Source organism: Pseudopontixanthobacter vadosimaris (genome assembly GCF_012979275.1).
Classification (GTDB): Bacteria; Pseudomonadota; Alphaproteobacteria; order Sphingomonadales; family Sphingomonadaceae; genus Pseudopontixanthobacter; species Pseudopontixanthobacter vadosimaris.
In genome coordinates this window covers 85,198-109,304 of the sequence record NZ_JABASZ010000032.1, presented here as the reverse complement: position 1 = coordinate 109,304, position 24,107 = coordinate 85,198, and the positions used below count along the sequence as shown (strand labels likewise).

Below are 24,107 nucleotides of genomic sequence, written 5' to 3'. Positions count from 1 at the left end.
CCTTATTCCGCCGGAACTGCAACGATCGGACGATCCTTCGCCGGATCATATGGCGCGCCCGTCATCGGTGCCTCTTCACGCAGCTCGCCCTTGATCGTTTTCCAGACGTTGAAGACCATCAGCGAACCGCCGCAGAGGTACAGGAACCCGCCGAACGCGCGCAGCACGTAGAGCGGATGCATGGCGGCGACCGATTCCACGAAGGAGTTCACGAGATAGCCATCGGGGCCGTATTCACGCCACATCAGACCCTGGGTGAGGCCCGCCACCCACATGGAGGATGCGTAGAAAACGATCCCCAGCGTCGCGAGCCAGAAATGCCAGTTGATCATGCGCAGCGAATACAGCCGCTCCCGCTTCCACAGGCGGGGCACGAGGAAATAGACCGCGGCGAAAGTGATCATGCCGTTCCAGCCCAGAGCGCCCGAATGCACGTGGCCGATGCCCCATTCGGTATAATGCGACAGCGAGTTCACGGCCTTGATGCTCAGCATCGGCCCTTCGAAGGTGGCCATGCCATAGAACGCCAGCGCCACCACCATCATGCGGATGATCGGGTCGGTGCGGACCTTGTCCCATGCGCCGTTCAGCGTCATCAGCCCGTTGATCATGCCGCCCCAGCTCGGCATCCACAGCACGACCGAGAACACCATGCCCAGCGTCTGCGCCCAGTCGGGCAGCGCCGTGTAATGGAGGTGGTGCGGCCCGGCCCAGATATAGAGGAAGATCAGCGACCAGAAATGGAGGATCGACAGCCGATAGGAGTAGATCGGCCGGTTCGCCTGTTTCGGCACGAAGTAATACATCATCGCCAGGAACGGCACGGTCAGGAAGAACGCCACCGCATTGTGCCCGTACCACCACTGCACCAGCGCATCCTGAACCCCGGCGAACATGGGGTAGGAGCGCGATCCGACTATCGACACCGGCATCGCCAGATTGTTGATGATGTGCAGCATCGCGATGGTGATGATGAAACTGAGATAGAACCAGTTGGCGACGTAGATATGGGGTTCCGTCCGCCGCGCGAGCGTGCCGACGAAAACGATGAAATAAGCCACCCAGACGATCGTCAGCCAGATATCGACGAACCATTCCGGCTCGGCATATTCCTTCGACTGGGTGACGCCATAGATATAGCCCACCGCTGCCAGAACGATGAACATCTGGTAGCCCCAGAACACGAACCGCGCGAGCGCGGGAAAGGCGAGGCGGGCCCGGCAGGTGCGCTGCACGACATAGTAACTTGTCGCGATGAGCGCATTGCCGCCGAATGCGAAGATGACTGCCGAGGTATGGAGTGGTCGCAAGCGTCCGAAAGTGGTGAACTGGGAATCCAGGTTCAGCGCCGGAAACGCCATCTGCAGGGCAATGAACAGTCCGGCTGAAAAGCCCACGACGCCCCAGAATACGGTGGCAATGATGCCCCAGCGAACCGGATCGTCATCATAGCGCGAGGGGTCCGTGGGCATACGAAACAGGCCCTGCACCCTGGCCATCGGATCGAACCGCGCCGTGGTGGCGATCAGGAAACCGAACGCGACAACTGCCACCACCGTCATGCTGGCAGCGAAGCCGGTATCCTGCGCCAGTGCGATGGCGATAATGGCCAGCAACGTGATGCCGAACCACATCCCGACCCGTCCCAGTACTGCTTCCATGAATGAATCACCTGCCTTTGATTACCGGCAGATGGAGCAAGGGAGGCGGCGGTTCATTGATCTAGCGCAAATTGCGCGGATAAATTTCAGCAGCCACCCATCAGCCCGGGTCGTAATAGTTCACCAGACCCTGCGGGTCGAGAACCAGCACCTCGTGCCGTGCGGGGCATGCAATAAGACCGTCCTTCTTCAAGCGGGTCATGCAGCGGCTGATCGTTTCGATGGTCAGGCCCAGATGATCGCCAATATCGGCCCGTGACATCGGCAAATACAGGCGCAGCGGAGCCTTCGCGTCGCAGAAAGCGCCATCGGCCAGGGACGCCAGAAACGCGGCCACGCGCTCGCAAGCGGTCATTCGGGCCAGCATCGCGGCGTGCATTTGCAGGGACCGTATCTGCTGGGTTGCCATTTCCAGCAGATCACCCGCGCACAGCTTGTCGTCCCGTTCCATCCCGCCAAGCGAATGCGGAGGGACAAGGAGGACCTGGCACGGTTCCAGGGCCGTGCATCGAGTCGGGAACTTGCCAGCCTGTCCGAACATCACTCCGCCGGCAAAGGCGAAGGCACTGATATGCTCCGCGCCGCTCGGCAGGATCCGCCAAAGTTTGGCAGAACCCGACATCAGGAAACAAATCGCGTTGAGCTCCAGCGTCTCGCCATCTGCCATTTCGACGGACTGCCCGTGCGCCTGCAACTGCCGCAGCATCTGCTGCGAGAATATCGCTTTTCCCGGCGTTTCATCAAATGAGCTGGTGGGACTGCGGATACGCATCGGGCAGTCTATGGTTCATTGCGTCAGGCAATGCCTTGATGGAGATCAATTCCAGCTTAGTGCCGATCGATTACCCCGTCCGGGCCAGCAATGCGCTTCTGTCAGGCACCACGATGGTTCGGCTGGAAGGCATTTCGATAATGCCATCCTTCCTGAACTGGGTGAATTGGCGGCTCACGGTTTCGATCGTCAGGCCCAGAACATTCGCGATCTGTTGCCGGGACAGCGGCAGCTCGATCTGGGATGGCTCACCAGATGCGCCGATGTCCTTCCTGCCCCCCTGCAAACGCCCGCTCGTCTCGACGAGAAAGCTGGCAACGCGTTCCTGGGCGTTCATCTTGCCCAGCAGCAGCATCCAGCGGCGCGACCGGTCGAGTTCGGTCAGCGTACGTTCCAGCAACTTATGTTCGAGCCGCGGATGCTCCAGGGCGAAACGGTCGAAATCCTTGCGCTGGAACACGCACACTTCGGTGTCGGTCAGGGCCTCCGCGCCATAGGGGGTGGTTTCGGCGAAGGGCCGGCCGACGAAATCCGACGGATAGACGAGCCCGACGATCTGCTCGCGCCCGTCGGCGGTGGCGGTGGAAAGCTTCAGCACACCGCTGACGACATTCGCCACCAGGATCGCTGCTTCACCTTCCCACAGCAATTGCTCGCCGGGCTGCAAATGCCGCTTGCGCCCGATCCGATTGAGAAGTGCGACTTCCTCATCATCCAGATCGGCGCAGATGGCGCGGTTGCGGATCGTGCAGGCCTGACAGAAGTTCGGCCGCTGAGCGAGATCGATGCCATCCATGAACGATACGTAAGGATCAAGCCGGGTAAAGCCAACCGTTCAGTGACTGGTGCGGCAGGCACCCTTGAACGACAGGACCGCAACACCGGCATAAATGCCGAGCCGCAGGATATCCGCTGCGATCCAGTAAATGTGCAAGGGGGAGGGGGGCGGGGGATCGCCCACCATGACCGCCAGAGTCCGTGCATCGAGCGACGGCATCAGCGCGAGCCATTGCATGGCAAGAATGGTCCCGGCGAGCACTATCAGATAACGCGCGCGCCCTCGGGCCAGAACCAGCATAATCACCAGCATCACCAGCTCTACGGCGAAGGAGGCGCGAAAGGTGACGCGGCCGACAGCCAGCAGGTCCGCGATAGCGACGTTCGGGGCCATGAACTTCACCGGTGTCGCGACGAAAGACAGGGCGAACAGGATTCCGGTCGCCCCGCTTGCCACCGCGCCGCACCAGTTGGACCGCATATTGCTGGCGACTCTTTGCATCATGGCCTCCCGTCGATGCGAGGCGCGAAGAGTTTCGGGCCATAGCCGATACAGAACAGGCCGAACGCTCCGATCCAGCCCGTGCCCGCTATTGCCAGCAGCAAGGTTGCGTCGCCGATCGAAAGCCCCGCCGACACGCGCGCAACCGCCGCAATATTTACCAGAACGTAGATCGCGACGGTCATTCCATCGGCGTGCAATTCGCGCGCGGTATGGCCCAGCGTTGCCCGCGTCATGACGGCCAGGATCATCGTCGCCATCGCTCCTGCGCCCAATGCATGAAGCGCGGCGATTTGGGGAAAGTCTCCCAGCGTGGCCCATCCCAGCAACCCCAATCCCAGCGCCAGCCATGTGTAACCGACATGAAGGACCAGCACCAGCGGATCGCGCGCTGCACGCCAGCCCCGCCAGCGCAGCAACCGGAAGGCGTGGGTCCATGAGGTCGCTATCAGAAGCCATCCGGTCACCGGGGATCTTGGGGCGAGCAGATAAGCGACCAGCGCGATGCCGGTAAGAGACAGCACCACCATGTCATACCGTCCCGATTGCGCCGATAGCTTTCCAGGCCATCGCAAATAATTTCGGGCTATCAGGAACAGAACCGATTTTTTCTGAGAGGGGCACCGCCAAAGCGGGGCAGAACTCCGCCGCATGATAGCCCGCCTTCGAGGGTGCGCGACTCAGCCTGATGACCCCGTCTTGAAGCACCACTGTGCGTGTGAGGAACAGCGCCAGCACCAGGCCGCCGATATCCGGCGCCGTGCCCATCCAGCGGCTGTTAGGAGGAATGCCGTTCGGTCGCGGCATCTCCCGGATCGGCGGGCAGGACTTCGGGAATACGCGCGATCGGCAGTTTCACGATTATCGCCCAGAAACAAGCCCACCCCGTTCCAAGCATCCAGCCGGCCAGAACATCGCTCGGCCAGTGAACCCCCAGCGCCACCCGTGACACGCCGATGGCAAGGACGATCGAAGCCGCCATCGCCAGAACGAAAAGCTTGGTGGCGAAATGCCGTTCGAAGCGGACGAACAGGACCGCGATAGTCAGGTACACGATGGCGGAATTGGCCGCGTGACCGCTGGGAAAGCTCATGCTGGTTTCATTGACCAGGTGATGGACCAGACCGGGCCGCGGGCGCTCGAGGAAATCCTTGAACATCGCGACCAGGATACTGCCGCTGGCAATGGCACCGATCAGGATTGCGGAGACGCGGTAGGTACCCCGCACGGCCATCAGTCCGGCGCTGGCGATAGTCAGCAGGGTGAGCATCGTTGCGCTACCCAGCGTCGTGATATCCACCATGGTTTGTTCGAGCCAGGCCGGGCCGATCAGACTGCCGAAATCCCCGGACCGGCGGAACAGCAGCAATATGGCGCGGTCCAGTTGCCGCGCCTCGCCCTCGGCGATTTCCAGCCAGAGTTCGATGACCAGGAACCCGAGCAAAGCGAGAATTCCGGTCGGGAGAATATACCGCCAGGGCAATTCGCGGCGGGCGACAAGCGACAAACGCATGATCTTCTCGAAGGCTTCGTGCATCGATCATATCCGGCAGACGGGAAAGGAGGGCGAACCATCCCGGGTTGCCCTCCATGCCAGTTGACCGCGTTTGCCGCAAAGCGTCACGTCGAATTCGGCGTTCCGCGCTAGCCGTGCGCACATGCCAGACCCGTCCGACGATGTTACATGGCGTCCAGTTGCGCGTCGGGAAGTGCGGCGAGTTCCGCCGTCGTCATGCTGGTTTGCAGATCCATGTCGGTTCCATCGGCGCGGGTCGTCAGCCCGGCCAGTTCGACCATGACATAGCGGTCGGGATCGGTGTTCTCCAGTTCGACCAGGAAGCCTTCCACTTCGCCAGTCGCGTTCCGGCGCACCTGCTCGATATCGCCGAGTTCGGTGCCGTCGGCGCCAACCAGATCGGCATCGAGCAATTGTGCTTCGGTCATGCCGAGCGCTGCGATTTCATTGCCGGCCGCTGCGGCGCTTGCATCAGCCTGCTGTTCGACGCGATCCTCCACGATGTCGGCCTGCTGTTCAGCCTCGCTCTCGCAGGCAGAAAGGGACACCATGGCGAGAGGCAGAAAAGCGTATTGAAAATTCTTCATCCGAGTTTTCCCTTTTGTTGAACGATTCTAACGGGCATCTGCATTTCAGGTTCCAAGGGAAATAGTGGTATCCTCTCGAAAAAGAACGCAATGCCGGAACGTTGTTCGTGATTCGCCGTTTCCGAACATTGATTTCTAAGGGAGTATTTCGAATGCGTATGATTCACGGCACAGTCGCGCTTTTTGCAGGTCTCGCCTTGACGGGCTGCATGACGAGCATGGCGAACAATGACAGTTCCATGCTTGCCGGCGGGGAATGGCTGGTGGAAGATATCGCATCGCGCGGGGTGATCGATGACGCGCAGACTACCCTGATGTTCGGCGAGGATGGCCGGTTGAACGGCAATACCGCGTGCAATGGATATTTCGCCGATTACAGCACGGACGGAATGATGCTCGACATCGATAACGCCGGTGCGACCAAGCGCGCCTGCCCGCCGGCCGTGATGGACCAGGAACGTCGTTTTCTCGACGTGCTCGGTAATGTGAATACCTACCGCATCGACGATACGGGATCGCTCATCCTGTCGACGCCGTCCGGTATGACGATCACCGCACGCCGGACGTCCGCCCAGACAGTCTATCGCTGCACCGACGGGACGATGGTTCAGGCCTCCTATCCGACCACCGAAACGGCACGGCTGACGCGTGACGGCCGTACCATCGACATGAACATCGCCGTATCGGCCAGCGGCGCGCGATATGTCGGCGGGGGGATGCAGTGGTGGACCAAGGGAATGCGCGAAGGCATGCTGTCCCCGCTCGGCGCCGGAGAGACCATGGCGTCGGCACCTGGAGTGACCTGCACGGCTACCTGAATGGCCGGTGCGGGGACATACCGCGCACCGCAAGATCAACCGAATTACCGCGAGCCGGCGCTGATCCTGTGTGATTGCCGCCGGCTCGCCCTATCGGGGAGGAAAGCAACCAGGACCGGGTCGTGTCCTGTCGATGCCGGGCATGCCGCCTAGAGCGAATTATCCCCTTCCGTGGCCGGGCGCGCCGGCTGGGACACTTTTTCGATCCGCAGGATATGGGGCGTGTCGGAACGATCGGGCCATTCGATGGAACTGCCTTGCTGCATCCCGATCAGGCCGGACCCGACCAGGGAAAGGATCGACAGGCGCCCTTCATCGATATTTGCCTCGGACGGCCAGACGAGCGTTACCGATCTGCTTGTCCCGCTGTTCTCATCGATAAAGTCCACCTCCGACAGCATCGTGACCACGTCATCTGGAAGGCTGTCGCTTGTATGGATCTGGGCGCGGTCGATTTCCTCGATCAGCCTGGCGGCTGCCTGCGGCGCCTTTGCCTTCGACATATAGGCTAGATCGGCAATGCGGTCCGCCTCGGAATCGAGCAGATGGATTGCGGGACGGCTCTGATCGGCGTTGGACATGATTGTAACTCTATCGCTGTAATTGGTGCTGCTCCGCTTTCGAAGCGGACGGATCGGTGAACCGGCCCCCAGTCGCAAAACGGTGGGTCCGTCAGCGAAAGGGGGCAAACGCCAGTGCGAGCAATTGTCCGCCATGCGGCACCAGCCAACAGAATTTCTTTCGTTCCATGACTTTGCCCTGCCGTGTTGCGCTAGGGGCGTCAATTCGATTGGCGGATCATGCCCGATTGGCGCGCGACCCCATTTGGCGCGCGACAGGCAACGCCAGCGTCGGTACAGAAAGGAATGTTTCATTTTTCCCGCGCATCCCGACGAACCCGCCCCGACCTTGCGATCGACCTGGGTACCGCCAACACTCGCGTAATCAGGCGCGCGGAAGGCGTCGTCTTCGAAGAGCCGACCCTGTGCTGTTACGTGGACGATGGGGGCACCCCGCGTTTTCAGAGCGCGGGGAGCAAGGTTGCAGGGATGGTCGACCGTGTCCCGGCAGGGCTGCAGATCAGGCACCCCCTGGCGCGCGGGGTGCTGCAGGATATCGATGCGGCCAGCGCGATGCTGGATTATGCGCTCACATCCGTTTCGGGCAAGAAAGGGCTGCGCCGGCCAAGCGCGCTGATCGGCATCCCGGCCGACGCCACCAAGGCGGAAGCCGGCACGCTCCATTCCGCGGCGCGCGACGCGGGTCTGGGGAAGGTGGAACTGGTGCGAGAGCCTTTTCTCGCCGCGCTCGGTGCCGATCTGTCGCTCGGCGATGCGCGGGCGTCGATGGTAATCGAATGCGGTGCGGGCACCACGGAAATCGCGGTTTATTCGCTCAATGGGCTATGCCTGTCACGTTCCGTTCGTCAGGGCGGGTTGGCACTCGATGCGGCGCTGGCCGAATTTCTCCATACGAGACACCATTTCCTGGTCGGATCACAGACAGCCGAACGGCTCAAACGCGACCTTGCGCGCAGCTTCGCGTCGAGCGATGCGCAAACCGCAACCATCAGCGTAAAGGGGCGGGATATGCACCGCGCTCGTCCCGGTACGATTTATCTGTCGGCAAGCGATTTCCTGCCCGTTTTCGAAAAACACGTACTGCCGTTGGTCGAAGCGGCGCGCGCCGTGCTGCACGATATTTCGCCGGACCTTGCTGCCGACCTTTTCGCAAGCGACATCGTGATGACTGGCGGGAGCGCGTGTACCGGGTTGTTCGCCCGAAAACTGGCGCAGGAAAGCGGCGTCGGCGTTCGTTTGGCGAAAGAGGAATCACGCTGCGTTTCAAGGGGGCTGGCGCAGCTTCTCGATGGTTGAGTGAACGGAAAGCGGCGAAGTCTCCTACTCGCCGTGAATCTGTAAACTTGCCGCACGCTGCTGGTTTTCGCGTATGGCCAGGCGCTCGGCGCGGCACAGCGGGACGGAATCTGCCGTGTCGCTGATCGGCGGTTCCGCATCCCGGGATTGCGGCGGGTAAATTATGCTGCGCTCGGTCCGGACGACGGCGTCCTCGCTCATCACCGCTGCCTGCTGTCGTCCCGGTGCCATCAGATGTTCGACCTCATGTCCTGCGGCCAGCAGATAATCGACGATAATACGGCAGTGGCACCGCCACCATACCGCTTCCGAACACATCAATGCGACACGCTGCCGCGCACCCAGCCATCACAGTTCGTCCAGCGCGCCACGAAAGCCGCCTCCCAACGCGTAATCGGCCTAATTCCGGAAACTGCGCCCGCGCCAGAAGCGCGCCATAAGGCTTTCGTCGGAGCGGTGCCGGGATGTATCAGGCGCGTCCGGCTCGCTCCGGGTTCTGCATTTACGACGGTCGAGAGGGCCCGGGCCAATGATTTCGCCGCATTCGGGACAGAACATGCGCTTCTCCTCGGTTGACGGGATTCAGTTACCGCTTCGCTCGTCGTCGCACTCGCCGTCCGCTTGGGGCCGGTGCCGTCCGGTGGCGGTTTCGTCATGGCCGACATTGGAGCTGTAGAAGCCCACCGCCATCAGCCCGGCGCCCAGCATGACGGAGAGGAACACGGCAATTCCGGTGAGTATGCCGGACCTCGCGGTCAGCACATCATTCCAGCCGAGATAGAACAGCGAACACACCACCGAGACAATCGCGGCAACGAAAGTGTAGCCGATCAGGCGCGCGAAGCTGGCATCGGCCCTGGTGCGGTGTTCGGCGGCTTTATCGGTCTTCATGCATCGTCCTCCGGTTGAACATCGGGATATTCGTCGTAGAAATCGACCTGCATGCGCATTGCGCCTGCCAGCTCCACCCAATGCGGCTGTTCGGGAAGGAGCAATCCCGGCTGGCCCGGTTTCACCACCGATGCAGGCTGACCATCGCCAAACCGCAATCGCACTTCGCCATCCAGAACGCGCAAAACACCCCAGACCCCCGCCTTCGTCCGGTGTTCCTTCTGAAGAGCATCAGGCAATGTGTCGGCGTCGAATATGGGCGTCGATCTGTAAGGCTGCGGCATGGTTTACTCCTGCGCGGCAGGCGTTCCTGCCGTCTGGGGAAGAGCAGGCGAAGCTGGCGTGGGTTGCTGCCGGGTTAGGGGAGCGGGCGAACCTGCGGGCAAGCGAAACCATAAAGCGAGCTTCAGGCTTTCCGCTATGCGGTCCGCCTTGTCCTGCAACTGCGCGGCGGTTTCAGGTCGCAACAGTTCACCTGTTACCTCGGTCCATAGTGCAAGCCAGCGGTCGAACATGTCCGGGGTAAGCACATCCTTGTGCTTCAGGTGCGACGCCACCGGATTGCCCTTGTAACGGCCGCTCGTCAGCATCACCGACGACCAGAAATCGACCAGCTTGCCGAGATGAATGTTCCAATCGGACACGCCCTGTTCGAATACCGGACCGATCAGATCGTCGGACCTCACCCGTGCATAGAATGCCGGAATCAGGGTTTCGAGCTCGGCTTCCTTTACCTTCGCCATGTTACCCGGCGCTCCTCGATCAAAACATGTGCTGCAAATGCATCTATACCCCCATGACAATACATGCAATGAGAATGCATCTTTTATTCGAAGGCTGTATATTGGTTGGCTGGAAGGAGGATCGATGCGGCTCACCCGCTATACCGATTACGCCATGCGCATTCTGCTGTATCTTGGCGCCGAACCCGACCGCAAGGCATCGATTGGCGAAATTGCCGGTGCGTTCGATATCTCGCGCAACCATCTGACCAAGATCGTGCATGACCTCGTTAAATCGGGCTATCTTACGAGCCTGCGCGGACGTTCGGGCGGTATCCGGCTTGCCCGGGAGCCTGACGCGATCAATCTGGGCGCGGTGCTGCGCCATACCGAAGACGGTTTCGATCTGGTCGATTGTGCAAACTGCCGGATCGTGCCGGCCTGCGGCTTGACCGGCGTGGCGGCGGAAGCGCTCGCCGCCTTTCTCGCGGTGTTCGACCGCTACTCGCTGGCCGATATTCTTGGCCGCAAAGATGACCTTAGCCGAATTCTGGGGCTTGGAGCGGCGACCTCACCGGACCGGTCGGGTAACCGGCTACCAGCGAAGAGAGCCTGTATAGGGCAGGATCTGCCGCTAACATGGAAGCTGACGAAGGTGTGAAAAAGGCACTGAAGCGCCAGGACATGGAGCCACTGGGATGAGCGACCGATCCGGCAACTGGCCCGCGATACCCTATTCCGAATGGAAGGAAACCTGCACGGGTCTCCACCTGTGGACGCAGATCGTGGGCAAGTACCGGGTCGCACATGCACCATGGGACAATCATAGCTGGCACGTGACGCTCTACGTCACGTCGCGCGGGCTGACGACCGGTCCGATATTCGACGGCGACGCCCCGATCACGCTGACATTCGATTTCAGGGATCACATGCTGGTCGGCGAAACGCCGGACATGCGCCAGAGCTTTGCGCTCGAACCCATGAGCGTGGCGGAGTTTCACAAGCGAACCGGCGATCTCATCTCCGCACTGGGCGGCAAGATGGCCATTCACGGCGCACCGAACGAAGTGTCCGACGCGGTGCCTTTCGCGAAGGACACCGAAGAACGCGCCTACGATGGCGATGCGGTCCGCCGGTTCCATCGCGCCATGCTTTCGATCACCAAGGTGTTCGACAAGTTCAGCACCAGTTTCCTGGGGAAGATTTCGCCGGTGCATTTCTTCTGGGGTTCGTTCGATCTGGCGGTCACCCGGTTCTCCGGACGCAAGGCTCCGCTCCACCCCGGCGGCGTGCCCAATCTGCCCGACGATGTCGCACAGGAGGCGTATAGTCACGAAGTGTCGTCGGCGGGATTCTGGCCGGGCGGCAGCGGGGCGGATGAAGCGATGTTCTATTCCTACGCCTATCCCGCACCCGCTGGGTTCAGCGATCGGGAAGTGTCGCCCGAAGCCGCTCGCTTCGATGGTGATCTGCAGGAATTCGTCCTGCCCTACGAAGCGGTGCGAACCGGCACCGACCCCGAAGACGACCTGCTGGCCTTCCTGCAATCAACCTACGAAGCGGCGGCCGAGGGCGGCGTTTGGGACCGGGAGGCGCTGGAATGCGATTTCGGCAGACCGGCGGTTCCGCGCACCGTTCACGAGTGACGCGGCCCTCCACGGCAGCGGAATGAACCTACGAAGGACCGAAGATGAGCACCACCAAGGCAACCGAACACAGCGAATGTACCGACACGGACAATGCGGCAATCGCCCAAATCATCGACCCCAAGGTCGTCGATCTGGGCGAAATGGAAGTACGCCGCTCGCTGCCGTCCATACGGCGGCAGATGATCGGCCCGTTCATCTTCTTCGACGAGATGGGCCCGGCTGATTTCTCACCCGGTGAAGGCATCAACGTACGGCCGCACCCCCACATCAACCTGGCCACGCTGACCTATCTGTTCGAAGGTGAAATTCTGCACCGCGACAGCCTGGGAACGGAGCAGGCAATCGAACCGGGCGCGGTCAACTGGATGAAAAGCGGTCGCGGCATCGTTCATTCCGAACGCACGCGGACTGAACTGAAGGCAACGGGCCAGAGGCTGCACGGCATCCAGACCTGGATGGCCCTGCCCAAGAATGCCGAAGAGGATGAACCGGAATTCACTCACCTGGAAGCCGACGCGCTACCCGTTCACGAAGCGGACGGTGTCTGGATGCGCCTGATCGCCGGCCGTGCTTTCGGCATGAATTCACCTCTGCAAACCGCTTCGGAAACATTCTACGCCGACGTGAAGGTCGAGGCCGGCCGATCGGCCGAACTGGATTTTATCGCCGAAGAACGCGGACTCTATACCGTCGAAGGCACGATCGAGATCGGTGACGAGACGTTCGGGCCGGGGCGACTGCTGGTTCTCGAAGACGGCGAAACGGTTTCGGTGACGGCCAGGTCCGACGCCCGGTTCATGCTGCTTGGCGGGGCGCCCATGGGCGAGACACGATATATCTGGTGGAACTTCGTATCTTCCACCCGCGAACGGATCGAACAGGCGAAGCAGGACTGGTCCGAAGGTCGGTTCGATCCCGTTCCGGGGGACGACGAGGAATTTATCCCCCTGCCGGAAGATCGCGGAATTCCCCGCAAGGCATTCGGTGCAGTGGCCTACCCCTGATGCGGCCAGAACTTTCGGCAATTTGAGGATCATCATGATTACCACCGTCAATCCGGCAACCGGCGAACAGCTCGAAAGCTATCCCGAACTGACCACGGACGAGATCGGCGCCAGGCTCGACAAGGCCCAGGCTACCTATCGCGAGTGGCGTGAAACCGCGTTGGGCGAGCGCACCGAACTGCTCTCGAGACTCGCGCAGAGCTACGAGGCGAACAAGGACAAGCTCGCCACGATGTGCGTCGCCGAAATGGGCAAGACCTACGCCTCCGCCATTGCCGAGGTCGAGAAATGCGCCGCACTGTTCCGGCATCTGGCGCAGAACGGGCCGCCGATGCTGGAGCCTGAACGATGGTCGCTGGGCGAGGGCAAGACCGCCGAAGGTCGCTGGTTACCGCAGGGGCCGGTCCTTGCCGTGATGCCCTGGAACTTTCCCTACTGGCAGGTCGTGCGCTTTCTCGCCCCGACCATTCTGGCGGGCAATGTCGCGTTGCTGAAGCACGCCAGCTCGGTGCAGGGCGTGGCGCGGCTGATGGAAGAGATGGTGATCGAGGCGGGCGGCCCCGACGGCCTGTTCCAGAACCTGTCGATCAAGTCGGACAAGGTGAACGCCATTATCGCCGACGACCGGGTGGTAGCGGTGACGCTTACCGGCAGCGAGGGCGCAGGCAAGGCGGTAGCCGAGCAGGCGGGGCGCTATCTCAAGAAGGTCGTGCTCGAACTCGGCGGTTCCGATCCGTTCATCGTCATGCCGTCCGCCGATCTTGACGAAGCCGTTGCCCAGGCCGTCAAGGCCCGCATCCAGAATACCGGCCAGTCATGCATCTGCGGCAAGCGGATGATCGTCCACACCGAGATCTACGATGCATTCATGGAGCGGTTCTCGGCCGCCATGCGCGCGGTAAAGGCCGGCGACCCGATGGATGAGGCGACCGACATGGGGCCGCTTTCGAGTTTTGAACAGCGGGGCACGGTGCTCGATCAACTGGCCATGGCGCAGGACCAGGGTGCGACGCTGGAGTTCGGCGGCGAAGCGCTGGACGGCGAAGGCGCCTATATGTCGGCAGGAGTCCTGACCGGCGTCGATCCCGGCGGCCCTTTTGCATCGGAAGAACTGTTCGGACCCGTCGCGATGGTTTTCCGCGCCGAAGATATCGACGATGCTATCCGTATCGCCAATGCCATTCCCTTCGGCCTCGGTTCGTCCGTCTGGACCAACGACGAGGGCGAACGCGAGCGCTTCATCCGCGATATCGAAGCAGGCATGACGGCCGTGAACCAGATGCTCGCCTCCGCGCCCGAGGCACCGTTCGGCGGGATCAAGCGATCGGGGCACGGCCGCGAACTGTCGCGGCACGGATTGCACGAATTCATGAACCTGAAAACCGTCATGCTGCCCGCATGATGGGGCCGGAGGGCAAACAATGCCGAACATGAAGACGGAGCGCTTCCGCTTCACGAACAATCAGGGCCACGAACTCGACGCGCGACTCGAACTGCCGATGGGCCTGCCCGTTCGCGCGACGGCGCTGTTCGCCCATTGCTTTACCTGCACGAAGGATAGCCATGCCGCCCGGCGCATCACCGCCGCACTGGCCACGCGGGGGTTCGCTGTGCTGCGGTTCGACTTCACCGGGCTTGGCGGCAGCGATGGAGAGTTTGCGAACAGCGGCTTCGTCGCCAATGTAGAGGATCTGGTCGCCGCCGCGGATCACTTGCGGGAACGGGGCATGGCCCCGTCGCTCCTGATCGGGCACAGCCTGGGCGGTGCGGCCGTCATCGCCGCTGCCGAAAATGTTCCCGAAGTCAAGGCAGTGGCGACGATCGGCGCTCCGCTGGAAGTCGATCACGTGCTGCATCAATTGGGGAGCGCACCGGGCGACGTGCGGGACGGGACCGAGGTGGAAGTCGCGATTGGCGGCAGGCCGTTCAGGATCGGCCGCGCGTTCATCGAACAGGCACTCGGCCAGCCGCAGGCCGAAAGGTTGCGCCGCCTGGACGCGGCGCTGCTCGTCATGCATTCGCCGGGCGATACGGTGGTCGGGATCGAGAATGCCACCGGCATCTTCATCGCAGCGAAGCATCCGAAATCCTTCGTATCGCTGGATGAGGCCGACCATCTTCTACTGAAGGACGGGTCCGCCGAATACGCCGCGAATGTCATTACCGCCTGGGCCGAACCCTATATGCCGGCCCCTTCGCCAGCGCCCGAGCCGCTTGCGCAAGGGCTGGTGTCGGTCGAGACGGCGGGCGGCAAGTTTGCGCAGATCGTCCGCACCGTATCGCACCAATTCCTCGCCGACGAACCGGTTTCGGTCGGGGGAACCGATCTTGGTCCGACGCCCTACGACCTGCTGCTGGCAGGCCTCGGTGCGTGTACGTCGATGACGATCAGCATGTATGCCGACAGGAAGGCAATCGCGCTGGACTCCGTCAGGGTCGTGCTCGAACACGGACGCGAACATGCGGCCGATTGCAGCGACCCTGAAGCCGGCTGCCGAATGGATGTGATCGACCGGACGATCGAACTGCGCGGCGACCTTTCTTCCGAACAGCGCCTGAAGCTGCTCGAAATCGCCGAGAAATGCCCTGTCCATCGTACTCTGGAAAACCGCATCGAAGTGCGCACGATCGCAATCTGAACCGCCGCGCCGGCCCGCCGTCCGGGCCGGCGTGGCCCAGGACCAATAGAGGAAAAGCAAGCCATGACCAGGATTCTCGCGCTGTCCGGCAGCCTTCGCAAAGGCTCTTACAACACTGCGCTGCTCCGCGCGGCCCAGGGTGTCATGCCCGGTGATGCCCAGCTGATCGAAGGCAGCATCGCGGGCATCCCCCTCTACAATGGTGACGAGGAGGAGCAGCACGGCCTGCCGGACGCTGTCGCCGAACTGAAGGATCAGATCGCGGCGGCGGATGGTCTCTTGCTCGTCACGCCGGAATACAACAACTCGATCCCCGGCGTGTTCAAGAACGCGATCGACTGGACGACCAGGCCGTCGAAGGACATCGAACGGATTTATGGTGGTCGGCCGGTGGCCTTGATGGGCGCGACGCCCGGCGGTTTCGGCACGCTCCTGTCGCAGGATGCATGGCTCAGCGTATTGCGCACCCTGGGCACTCGTCCATGGTTCGAAGGGCGCCTCCTGGTATCGCGCGCGCACAAGGTGTTCGATGATGACGGCGCGATGATCGACGAGGACATGGAAGGGCGCCTGCAGGACTTCATGGCCGGCTTTACCGCCTTCATTCGCGAAAGCCGCCCAATGGCGAGGCAGTGACTTACGCTGTTCTGTAACTTTCGAGAATAATTCAGAGCGACTTGGATATTTTCTGATTATACAATTCGTTCCATTCCTCAGGCGGGATTTGGGCAGCGCGAACTATCTCGGTTCACTCTCCGTTGGGCCGTATCTCTCGCACAAGAGCATAGGTCTTGATCAGGCCCGCAGCTGAGAAGTCGGCGAGGAGAGCATCAGCTCTGTCGAGATCCCTGGATTGAACGAGTTCAACGGCTCTGGTTGAACGGATCGGTCGATGGGCGCGCATGCTTTTCTCGATCTTGTCTAGCCATGTTAGTCAGCCAATCTTGAAAAAGCAGTAACCTTCTTGTTCGCTGCGGAATTGCTAGAGGACGGGATTGGCGAGAGCTCAAATCCTCGTCGCGCCTTGATGCCCGCTGATGTTCGCAGGTGCCCACACAGGGTTTTAATGTTTTTTCATGGGACCGCGGGCCATCTAGTCAGCTAAGTATCTGAAAAGATGGTGGGCGCGGCAGGGATTGAACCTGCGACCCCACCCGTGTGAAGGATGGGAATAACGTAAATCTGCGGTTTCGGGATATGAGAAAAGTCAATAAAAACAACGTTTGATCCCCGCCGGTGTTCGCCGCTGTCCACCCAACTTTTTCATGTTTTTTTCATGGATTTTAGGATAGCGCATGCGGATGCCAGATTTGAGCCGCATCGGGGATCGCGAAAGACTGAAGCCGAAATCAGGCGATGAGCCGCACTGGCATCGTCTGCGCCAAGGGGTCTATCTGGGTTATAGGCGATCGAAGAAGACCGACGGTGGCACGTGGTTCGCTCGATTCTACGACGCGGACAGCAATCGCAACAAGCGCATGAGGCTTGGCGATTACGGCACGCTTACCGGTCATGACGTCTTCAAGCAGGCCAAGACCGATGCTGAGGCGTGGGCGGCAACTGTGGAGTCCGGCGGCGAACTCGCCCGCGATATGGTGACGGTGAAAGATGCCTGTCTCGCCTATCTGGAGGAAAAGCCCAATTCTATTGCCGAAGGCGTGTTCCGGCGACACGTCTACGACGATCCCATCGCTAAGGTGAAGCTCGACAAGCTTCGGCGGCACCATTTGCGCAGCTGGCGCAAGCGGCTGGAAAAGGCGCCCGCCATGTTGTCCCGGACCAGGGACGGCGAGAAGCGCTGGAAGGAACGAGCCAAGTCGACAGTGAACCGCGACATGGTGCCATTGCGTGCGGCGCTCGGGCGTGTCCTCATGTCCGGTGCCCCCAATACCGATGCAGCCTGGCAGGAGGCGCTCAAGCCCTTCAAGGGTGCCGATAAACGCCGAGAACTTTATTTGGACAAGGGTGAGCGGAAGAGACTAATTGATACCGCATGCGAGGAAGTCCGGCCGTTCCTAAAGGCGCTATGCCTTCTGCCTCTTCGTCCTGGCTCTCTTGCAAGCTTGACCGGGCGAGATTTTGACAAGCGCACCCGAACACTCACAATTGGCAAGGACAAGAACGGCATCCCGCGGCAGATTTCCTTACCCCAAGTAATCGCCGATTTCTTTGCTGCTCAGGTGAAAGACAAGTTGCCGACCGAGCCGGTCTTTTCGAGGAATTCTGGAGATGCGTGGAACAAGGATAGCTGGAAAAATCCGATCAAGACCGCAGTAAAGGGTGCGAACCTGCCGAATGCCGTTTCCGCCTACACTTTACGCCATAGCATAATTACGGATCTTGTGCGCGTGCGCCTGCCGATCCTCACCGTAGCCCAGCTGTCCGGTACAAGCGTTGCAATGATCGAGAAGCACTACGGTCACCTTGTACGGGATGATGCCGAAGAAGCGTTGGCCACTTTGGAAATTTGAAGCGAAAGCCCGATGCGAGCTACGCTAGCGACGATGCGAGGGATTAGGGAGTAGATGGCCATGTTGCTATCGGCCCACGCGCGTAGATTAATAAAAAGTTCTGCTCACATTTTCAGCCAGCGTCCTATCGATGCTTCGGGGCAAGCTTACGAAACAATTCAGTCGACATATCTGCGACCGTTTTCGTCGTAGATATTTGGTTTACTGTTTGCGATGGCCATTTTGACAGGGAAGAAATAAGTTGAAGGAACAGGAATTTCGCGAGTGGCTAGAAGCGAATGGGGCGAACAGCGCTGCAGGGCGGAACTCGCGCGTCCACGCCATGAGAACGATCGAGGCGAAGCTGAGCGAACTTGGCATTGCTCAGCCTGATCTCGAGTCGGCATGGGCAGTGGACCGGTTTGTCGCTTTACGCGATACGTTGGCCGAGATCCGCAAGGATTACGATGAAGGCGGCACACGATTTCGCATTCTGATGCCGGAATCGGAACGGCCGCGGAACCGGCTCTCGAACTGGCGCAGTTGGCTCGCCCAATATGGCCGGTTCCTTGCCGGTGAAGGCGGCACCAGCAGTGATGCCGATCTCATCCGACAGCACGTACTGGAAAACTACATCGAATCCGCTCGGGAGCGCGAGGACGATAGCGCCGAGCTGATCGTCAAGGAAGTTAATGACGCGCTGGGGCTGGACCAGGCTTGGCCGAACATTTGCCAGGCAGTCCGTGGGCGCAAGTTTCTGGAGCTTGCGGAGGTACCGCCTCCGCAGCGGTTTGGTGCCGATATGAGCACAGCAACGCGGTTCGTATTCGATCTCGATCCGACCAATTACTGGGCACTGCAAACACTGGTTAAGCGCTTTGGATCGCCTCTCTCTCAGACGAAGAAGATAGCAAGTTTCGAAGGACGCGATGGCCGCCAGCTCGCGCTCGATTTGGAGAGCGCGGCGCCCCAAGTATGGCTCGAAGGCAATATTGCTGCGGCGTTGAGCGATTTCGAGAGCGCACGCCACTACGTCCCGTCTGCTCCGCGAAACTCGAATCTGCCGCCCCGCCTGCGGCCCGGTCAAAGCGATTCCCGCGATGTCACACTGGTCAAATTTGCCAACAGAGATGAACTGGGCGCAATCTTGAGCGCCTGGGAAGGGTCGACAGGCTCCGCAACACCGACAGTTTGGCTGGTTACCTCCCTCTGGGGAGACAGCGACGGGACGGAGGGATTCCTTGAACGAGGTGAATGGAGTCTGTTGACCGACACTCGCAGCGACAACAACCGCAGGGTAAAGGAAATGCAGGTCGGTGATCGCATTTTCCTTAAAGACTACATCCCGCGCGCTGCAAACCTGCCGTTCGATGCGAATGGAGGGATCGTCACTGCTCACCGCATCCGGGCCGCAGGTACGGTGAGCGAGGCGAGCGGCGACGGGCTGCGTGTCGGCGTCGAATGGGATGCCGATTTCGAACCGCGCATCTGGTACTTCTACACCAACAACAGCGCTGTCTGGCGCCTCAAGGACCATTCCGAGAACCATCATTCGGCGGACCGCCTGCGCGCATTTCTCCTCGATGGAGCCGACCAGGACTACGCCTGGTTTCTCGCCCAACCCTTCTGGCGCGACCGACTTTTCGGCGCGCAAACCACCAAGACTGGCACAGTTATGAAACCCACCAACCTCGTGCTTTATGGTCCCCCGGGCACCGGCAAGACCTATCGGACTGCCAAGGAGGCCGTGATGCTGTGCGACGGGGAGGCGGATTACGGCGAGGATGAAGCTGGCAGGGCTGCACTCATGTCCCGCTATGACGAGCTGGTGAAGGCGCGACAGATCGAGTTCGTCACCTTCCACCAGAACTTCAGCTACGAGGATTTCGTCGAAGGACTCCGGCCGCACACCGATGATGCTGGCGAAGGGAAGGGTGGCTTCAGCCTCAAGCCCGAGACCGGCATCTTCAAGAGCATTGCCGACAGGGCAGGGCGCCCGGTCAAAACCGGAAGCGAAGAGACATCTCTCGACAATCGGCGGATCTTCAAGATGTCGCTCGGCCAGGCAAACATACCGCAAGCGGCTTGGGTCTATGAAGAGTCCATTCAGGACGGATATGCGCTCTTCGGGTTCGAGGACGTCGACTGGTCTCCCGATAAATTCGCCGATCGCGACGCCATCCTCCACGAGCTCCAGTCTCGCTTTCCCGAAGAGAATATCACTGTCCAGCACGGCAAGGTGAAATCCCCTGACCGGTTCCGCAACCAGCTGAGCATCGGCGATGTGATCGTTGCATCGAAGGGCCTCAACGAATTCCGCGCTATCGGGATTGTCGAAGGCGCATACGAGTACGCGCCGAAGCCTGATGGCCGTTATTGCCATCGCAGGAAGGTGCGCTGGTTGTGGGAGGATCCCGATGGCGTGGCAGTTTCCGAACTCATGCCGGACCGCCGCTTCAGCCTCGACACAATCTACGAGTTGCCGAAAGCGGCACTCAATCTTTCAGTGCTGTCCAGGCTGATCAACAGTGGGAATGACGAAGAGGGCGAGGATGGCGAAACGTTGCCTCACGTCCTCATCATCGATGAGATCAACCGTGCCAACATCTCCAAGGTCTTCGGCGAACTCATTACGCTGATCGAGCCGGACAAGCGGCTCGGCATGGCCAACGCGCTCAAGGTTCGCCTCCCTTACTCGAAGCGCGAATTCGGCGTGCCGGCAAACCTCCACATCATCGGTACGATGAACACCGCCGACCGTTCGATTGCGCTGCTCGATACCGCGCTTCGCCGCCGCTTCCGGTTCGAGGAAATAGCGCCCGAACCCGAACTGCTCCCTGCACAGGTCGATGGTGTGCCTCTCCGCCGCGTGCTCGAGGTCATGAACGAGCGCATCGAATATTTGCACGATCGCGAACACCGCATCGGACACGCCTTCTTCATGGGAAACGGCGGTACGGACCGCAAAGCCATCGATGCCACGATGCGCGACAAGGTCATCCCTCTGCTGCAGGAATATTTCTTCGACGACTGGAGCCGGATCGCGGCCGTGGTGGGCGAAGGCTTTGTCGAGAAACGCAAGCTGCCCGTGCCTCCCGGCATCGAGGCTGGCGAGGACCGCTTGAGCTGGAGCGTGCGGAGGGAGTTTGCCGGCGAAGCTTACGATACGCTGGTCGGAAAGGCGCGACCGGAAGAGGCGCCGCAGGATCAGAACGCACAGTGACCCACAAGTCCGTCCACGAATGGGGCCGGGTGCCGGTGGGGGAGGGCGGCTTTACCCGCGCCGAGGCCAATCAGCTGCTGGCGGCAGCCCGGGCGCATCCGTGTGGCGGGGCGGAAGGCACGGCAATCCTGGCAGATCACCACAAGCACCTGACCGCGCGCCAGGTGGTCGGTGTGCTTGCCGGGAGGGGCTGCAGCCTCGAGATCCTGCCCAAGGTCGATCCGGGCAGCCCCGGCGAGGACGCAGTTACGGTGCGCCGGCGGCTTATCGGGATGCTCGACATCGCGCTCGGGCTCGACCTGTCGAGCGGTGGAGCGGCACAACTGGCGCGGCAGGGGGAGACGCTGCTCGACATCCTCATTCGCCTGTTTGCCGATCGCCTTCTCGACGAGGTGCGCCGCGGCCTTCCGCGCCGATATCTGCTGTGCGAGGATGACTTGCCTGCATTGCGCGGCCGCATGGATGTGGTGCGCCAGTTCACCCACCACGCCGTGCGGCCCGACCGCCTCGCCTGCCGCTTCGATTCCCTCGAATCCGATACGCCGCTGCTGCAGATCATGAAGGCAGCGGTGGTTTTCCTGGGGAAGCACGTGCGAGCCGCCGAAACGCGCCGACGCCTTACCGAGCTGCGCCACCTGCTCGACGAGGTGAGCGATGTGCCGCCGGCCAGCTTGCCGTGGGACCGGGTGCAGCTCGACCGGTCCAACCGCCGCTGGCGAAGCCTGTTCGATCTGGCAAAGCTTTTCCTTAAGCGCGATTGGCAGGCGACCCACCACCGCGAGAAGGCGGGGGAGGGGATCACGCTGCTGTTCCCGATGAACGATCTCTTCGAAAGCTATGTCGCCTCCCTTCTGCGCCGCGCGCTGGCGGGGACCGATATCGAAGTGACCGAACAGGGCGGGCTGAAATACTGTCTGGGCGAATGGCGCGAAGGCGAGGCTTGTGAAGGCCATCTGTTCCAGACGAGGCCGGACATTCTGCTGCGCCGTGGTGGCCAGATCGTCGCCATCATCGATACCAAGTGGAAAGCTATCTCCGAACCTTTCGAAGGGAAGGGCGGGGTGAGCCAGGCCGATGTTTACCAGTTAATGGCCTATGCGCGCATCTATGACTGCGACCATCTCATGCTGCTCTATCCCAGTGTGCCGGGCGGCGCCGAGGGCGAGCGCAAGTCGTTCGGGATGACAGCCGGAATGGAGCGGCTGCGTGTTGCGCAGGTCGATATTGCTACGAGCCGAGAGGATGCCATCCAATCGCTGGGAGGACTTTTCGCGGACATGAGTATTCCTACGCAATTCGGGACAGCGGCCTAGGAAAGACTTGTTTTATTGAGATTTTGCCGCGACAAGACCTGCGACAGCTTCGGTCGTTTCGGCCGGGCACGCCGTGGGGGATGGCGATTAATGAGCGACAGGATGGGCAAGTTTCGCAGGCTGCTGCGCCTCGTCCATCTGCTGGCCGACAGTGCGGAAGGCCTGACGCTCGACGAGATGGCCGAAGAACTCGAAGTCAATCGCCGCACCGCAGAGCGGATGCGCGATGTGATCGCCGAGGCCTTCGTGCTCGAAGAACTGGCCGACGACCGGCGCAAGCGTTTCCGCATCCCTGATGGCCTGCGCCGTGCCTACACGCGGCCGAACGCTGCGGAAGTCGCTGCTCTCCAGACCGAAGTTGCCACTCTTGCCCGCAAGGGAGCGGCGCACGCGCCTCAGCTCGAAAGCCTGCTTGGCAAAGTAAAGGCCGCGCTCGACGATCGCGAGAAGCGTCGGATCGATCCGGATCTCGATGCGCTCGGACGGTTGCAGCGGGGAATGCATATGGCTGGCCCGGCCGTGTTCGTTGCGCCGGAAACCGTCGCCACGATCCAGGGCGCGATCCTTGCGGGTGTCTGTCTTGAATTCGAATACCGCGCCGAAGGTGCAGACGCGCCGCAATGGCGGCGTGTGGTTCCGTACGGGCTGATCCACGGCGGAGTCCCCTACCTCGTGGGCAAGATGCCCGGCCGCGAAGAACCTCCCATCCTTTTCCGGCTCGACCGCATGAGCGAACCACGCGCCAGCAACCAGCTCGGCTGCGCGCCGGAGGATTGGGACCTCGACGTTTGGCTGGCCCAGAGCTTCGGCGTGTGGCGCGAGGATGAGCATGACATAATACTGCAGGTTGCACCTGCCTCCGCCGAGCGCGCGCGGGGCTGGAGATTTCATCCGGCGCAGAAGCTGGAAGAGGGGGAGGGTGGGGCACTGCTCGTCCGCTTTCGCAGCGGGGGCCTGCGCGAAATTGCCGAGCATCTTTTTACCTGGGGCGGCGAGGTTGCGATCGTCGCGCCTGAAGAGCTGCGCATTGTTATGCGGGATCGACTTGAAGCGGGGAAGGGCTCTCTCAAGCATGTGCGACCGGAAATGTCGCAAGAACCCGTCAGGAGGGATCCATGACGACGACTCCAAAAAATCATCTTACCGATCGCTTCGACGAAGCACTCGTTTATGCAAGCTGCATTCATCGGGATCAGCGTCGCAAAGGTGCGGATATTCCCTATGTGTCGCATCTCCTGGGCGTTGCGGCCATCGCGATCGAGAATGGCGCAACGGAAGATCAGGCCATTGCAGCGCTGTTGCACGATGCGGTCGAGGATCAGGGCGGGGCGGCAAGGCTTGAAGACATCCGCACCCGCTTTGGCGAGCAGGTCGCCCGTATCGTTGCCGACTGCACCGACAGCGATACAGAGCCCAAGCCACCATGGCGGGCGCGTAAAGAGGCTTACGTTGCCAGCTTGCCGCACAAACCCGCCGCTTCGCTCGAAGTCAGCATCGCTGACAAAACCCATAACGCCGGCGCCATAGTCGCCGACCTCTACGTCCACGGCGAGCAGGTCTGGACCCGGTTCACTGGCGGAAAGGACGGCAGCCTTTGGTATTACCGCGAGCTATCGGACGCTTTCGCCGAGCTTGCTCCGGGCATGGCTAGTGAGCGTTTCGCCCGCCTTGTGGACGAGATGGAGAGGTTGGCGTGAGCAAGGAGG

26 protein-coding genes are annotated in these 24,107 nt (G+C 61.1%); 13 read left to right on the top strand and 13 right to left on the bottom strand.

The window, feature by feature from the left end:
* Positions 1 to 2 precede the first annotated feature (2 nt).
* The 8 genes from ccoN to HG250_RS07300 all read right to left on the bottom strand — a co-directional run bounded on the left by ccoN (position 3) and on the right by HG250_RS07300 (position 5,815).
* Positions 3 to 1,661, bottom strand: a complete 1,659-nt coding sequence (ccoN, locus tag HG250_RS07335) for a cytochrome-c oxidase, cbb3-type subunit I (RefSeq protein ID WP_170004218.1) — start codon at positions 1,659 to 1,661, stop codon at positions 3 to 5.
* Positions 1,662 to 1,761: 100 nt separating this feature from the next.
* Positions 1,762 to 2,433 (bottom strand): Crp/Fnr family transcriptional regulator, encoded by a 672-nt coding sequence (locus tag HG250_RS13050; RefSeq protein ID WP_277348086.1) that lies wholly within the window; start codon positions 2,431 to 2,433, stop codon positions 1,762 to 1,764.
* Positions 2,434 to 2,503: 70 nt separating this feature from the next.
* Positions 2,504 to 3,229 (bottom strand): Crp/Fnr family transcriptional regulator, encoded by a 726-nt coding sequence (locus HG250_RS07325; protein WP_170004216.1) that lies wholly within the window; start codon positions 3,227 to 3,229, stop codon positions 2,504 to 2,506.
* Between the two features lie 39 nt (positions 3,230 to 3,268).
* A complete protein-coding gene (locus tag HG250_RS07320) occupies positions 3,269 to 3,715 on the bottom strand; it encodes a hypothetical protein (protein WP_170004214.1) in 447 nt (148 codons plus the stop codon).
* Complete coding sequence (locus HG250_RS07315) at positions 3,712 to 4,242, bottom strand: NnrS family protein (protein WP_240956974.1); 531 nt, start codon at positions 4,240 to 4,242, stop codon at positions 3,712 to 3,714. Before HG250_RS07315 ends, HG250_RS07320 begins: the two co-directional genes overlap by 4 nt.
* Position 4,243: 1 nt before the next feature.
* A complete protein-coding gene (locus HG250_RS07310) occupies positions 4,244 to 4,480 on the bottom strand; it encodes a hypothetical protein (RefSeq protein ID WP_170004210.1) in 237 nt (78 codons plus the stop codon).
* A 10-nt stretch (positions 4,481 to 4,490) separates the two neighbouring features.
* Positions 4,491 to 5,249 (bottom strand): phosphatase PAP2 family protein, encoded by a 759-nt coding sequence (locus HG250_RS07305; RefSeq protein WP_170004208.1) that lies wholly within the window; start codon positions 5,247 to 5,249, stop codon positions 4,491 to 4,493.
* A 143-nt stretch (positions 5,250 to 5,392) separates the two neighbouring features.
* Positions 5,393 to 5,815, bottom strand: coding sequence for a PRC-barrel domain containing protein (locus tag HG250_RS07300; protein WP_170004206.1), 423 nt, complete (start codon positions 5,813 to 5,815; stop codon positions 5,393 to 5,395).
* Between the two features lie 152 nt (positions 5,816 to 5,967).
* On the opposite strand from HG250_RS07300, the gene HG250_RS12825 reads away from it, so the two are divergent.
* Positions 5,968 to 6,633 (top strand): META domain-containing protein, encoded by a 666-nt coding sequence (locus HG250_RS12825; protein WP_205763563.1) that lies wholly within the window; start codon positions 5,968 to 5,970, stop codon positions 6,631 to 6,633.
* 149 nt (positions 6,634 to 6,782) lie between these two features.
* On the opposite strand, the gene rnk is transcribed toward HG250_RS12825, so the two are convergent.
* The gene (gene rnk, locus HG250_RS07290; RefSeq protein ID WP_170004204.1) at positions 6,783 to 7,214 is read right to left on the bottom strand and encodes a nucleoside diphosphate kinase regulator; all 432 of its coding nucleotides are present in this window, start codon (positions 7,212 to 7,214) and stop codon (positions 6,783 to 6,785) included.
* 285 nt (positions 7,215 to 7,499) lie between these two features.
* On the opposite strand from rnk, the gene HG250_RS07285 reads away from it, so the two are divergent.
* Positions 7,500 to 8,510, top strand: a complete 1,011-nt coding sequence (locus HG250_RS07285) for a rod shape-determining protein (protein WP_170004202.1) — start codon at positions 7,500 to 7,502, stop codon at positions 8,508 to 8,510.
* 24 nt (positions 8,511 to 8,534) lie between these two features.
* Here the strand turns inward: HG250_RS07285 and HG250_RS12820 are convergent, their stop codons facing one another.
* From HG250_RS12820 to HG250_RS07265, 4 genes are all read right to left on the bottom strand, one after another.
* A complete protein-coding gene (locus HG250_RS12820; RefSeq protein WP_277348088.1) occupies positions 8,535 to 8,855 on the bottom strand; it encodes a DUF488 family protein in 321 nt (106 codons plus the stop codon).
* Between the two features lie 237 nt (positions 8,856 to 9,092).
* The gene (locus tag HG250_RS07275; RefSeq protein ID WP_170004200.1) at positions 9,093 to 9,401 is read right to left on the bottom strand and encodes a hypothetical protein; all 309 of its coding nucleotides are present in this window, start codon (positions 9,399 to 9,401) and stop codon (positions 9,093 to 9,095) included.
* The gene (locus HG250_RS07270; protein ID WP_170004198.1) at positions 9,398 to 9,685 is read right to left on the bottom strand and encodes a TehB family protein; all 288 of its coding nucleotides are present in this window, start codon (positions 9,683 to 9,685) and stop codon (positions 9,398 to 9,400) included. Before HG250_RS07270 ends, HG250_RS07275 begins: the two co-directional genes overlap by 4 nt.
* Before the next feature lie 3 nt (positions 9,686 to 9,688).
* On the bottom strand, positions 9,689 to 10,144 hold the full coding sequence (locus tag HG250_RS07265; protein WP_240956973.1) for a group III truncated hemoglobin: 456 nt from the start codon (positions 10,142 to 10,144) through the stop codon (positions 9,689 to 9,691).
* A 124-nt stretch (positions 10,145 to 10,268) separates the two neighbouring features.
* Here HG250_RS07265 and HG250_RS07260 point away from each other — a divergent pair, with 124 nt between their 5' ends.
* The 11 genes from HG250_RS07260 to HG250_RS07210 all read left to right on the top strand — a co-directional run bounded on the left by HG250_RS07260 (position 10,269) and on the right by HG250_RS07210 (position 24,098).
* Positions 10,269 to 10,784, top strand: coding sequence for an RrF2 family transcriptional regulator (locus tag HG250_RS07260; protein WP_170004196.1), 516 nt, complete (start codon positions 10,269 to 10,271; stop codon positions 10,782 to 10,784).
* Positions 10,785 to 10,821: 37 nt separating this feature from the next.
* Positions 10,822 to 11,769 carry a DUF5996 family protein gene (locus HG250_RS07255; RefSeq protein ID WP_170004194.1) on the top strand — a complete coding sequence of 316 codons (948 nt, stop codon included), beginning with the start codon at positions 10,822 to 10,824 and terminating at the stop codon, positions 11,767 to 11,769.
* A gap of 44 nt (positions 11,770 to 11,813) precedes the next feature.
* Positions 11,814 to 12,776 carry a pirin family protein gene (locus HG250_RS07250; protein WP_170004192.1) on the top strand — a complete coding sequence of 321 codons (963 nt, stop codon included), beginning with the start codon at positions 11,814 to 11,816 and terminating at the stop codon, positions 12,774 to 12,776.
* A gap of 34 nt (positions 12,777 to 12,810) precedes the next feature.
* Entirely contained in the window at positions 12,811 to 14,178 is a 1,368-nt protein-coding gene (locus HG250_RS07245) for an NAD-dependent succinate-semialdehyde dehydrogenase (protein WP_170004190.1), read from the top strand.
* Between the two features lie 19 nt (positions 14,179 to 14,197).
* The gene (locus HG250_RS07240) at positions 14,198 to 15,415 is read left to right on the top strand and encodes a bifunctional alpha/beta hydrolase/OsmC family protein (protein WP_338103878.1); all 1,218 of its coding nucleotides are present in this window, start codon (positions 14,198 to 14,200) and stop codon (positions 15,413 to 15,415) included.
* A gap of 63 nt (positions 15,416 to 15,478) precedes the next feature.
* Positions 15,479 to 16,051, top strand: coding sequence for an NADPH-dependent FMN reductase (locus HG250_RS07235; protein ID WP_170004189.1), 573 nt, complete (start codon positions 15,479 to 15,481; stop codon positions 16,049 to 16,051).
* Positions 16,052 to 16,710: 659 nt separating this feature from the next.
* On the top strand, positions 16,711 to 17,886 hold the full coding sequence (locus HG250_RS07230; RefSeq protein ID WP_240956972.1) for a tyrosine-type recombinase/integrase: 1,176 nt from the start codon (positions 16,711 to 16,713) through the stop codon (positions 17,884 to 17,886).
* A gap of 241 nt (positions 17,887 to 18,127) precedes the next feature.
* Positions 18,128 to 21,088, top strand: a complete 2,961-nt coding sequence (locus HG250_RS12815) for an AAA family ATPase (protein ID WP_205763561.1) — start codon at positions 18,128 to 18,130, stop codon at positions 21,086 to 21,088.
* Complete coding sequence (locus tag HG250_RS07220) at positions 21,085 to 22,401, top strand: 5-methylcytosine restriction system specificity protein McrC (protein ID WP_170004187.1); 1,317 nt, start codon at positions 21,085 to 21,087, stop codon at positions 22,399 to 22,401. The genes HG250_RS12815 and HG250_RS07220 overlap by 4 nt, the downstream gene beginning before the upstream one ends.
* Before the next feature lie 177 nt (positions 22,402 to 22,578).
* Positions 22,579 to 23,520, top strand: coding sequence for a helix-turn-helix transcriptional regulator (locus HG250_RS07215; RefSeq protein ID WP_240956971.1), 942 nt, complete (start codon positions 22,579 to 22,581; stop codon positions 23,518 to 23,520).
* Positions 23,517 to 24,098: an HD domain-containing protein gene (locus tag HG250_RS07210; RefSeq protein WP_170004183.1), complete on the top strand. Its 582-nt coding sequence runs from the start codon at positions 23,517 to 23,519 to the stop codon at positions 24,096 to 24,098. Before HG250_RS07215 ends, HG250_RS07210 begins: the two co-directional genes overlap by 4 nt.
* Positions 24,099 to 24,107 lie beyond the last annotated feature (9 nt).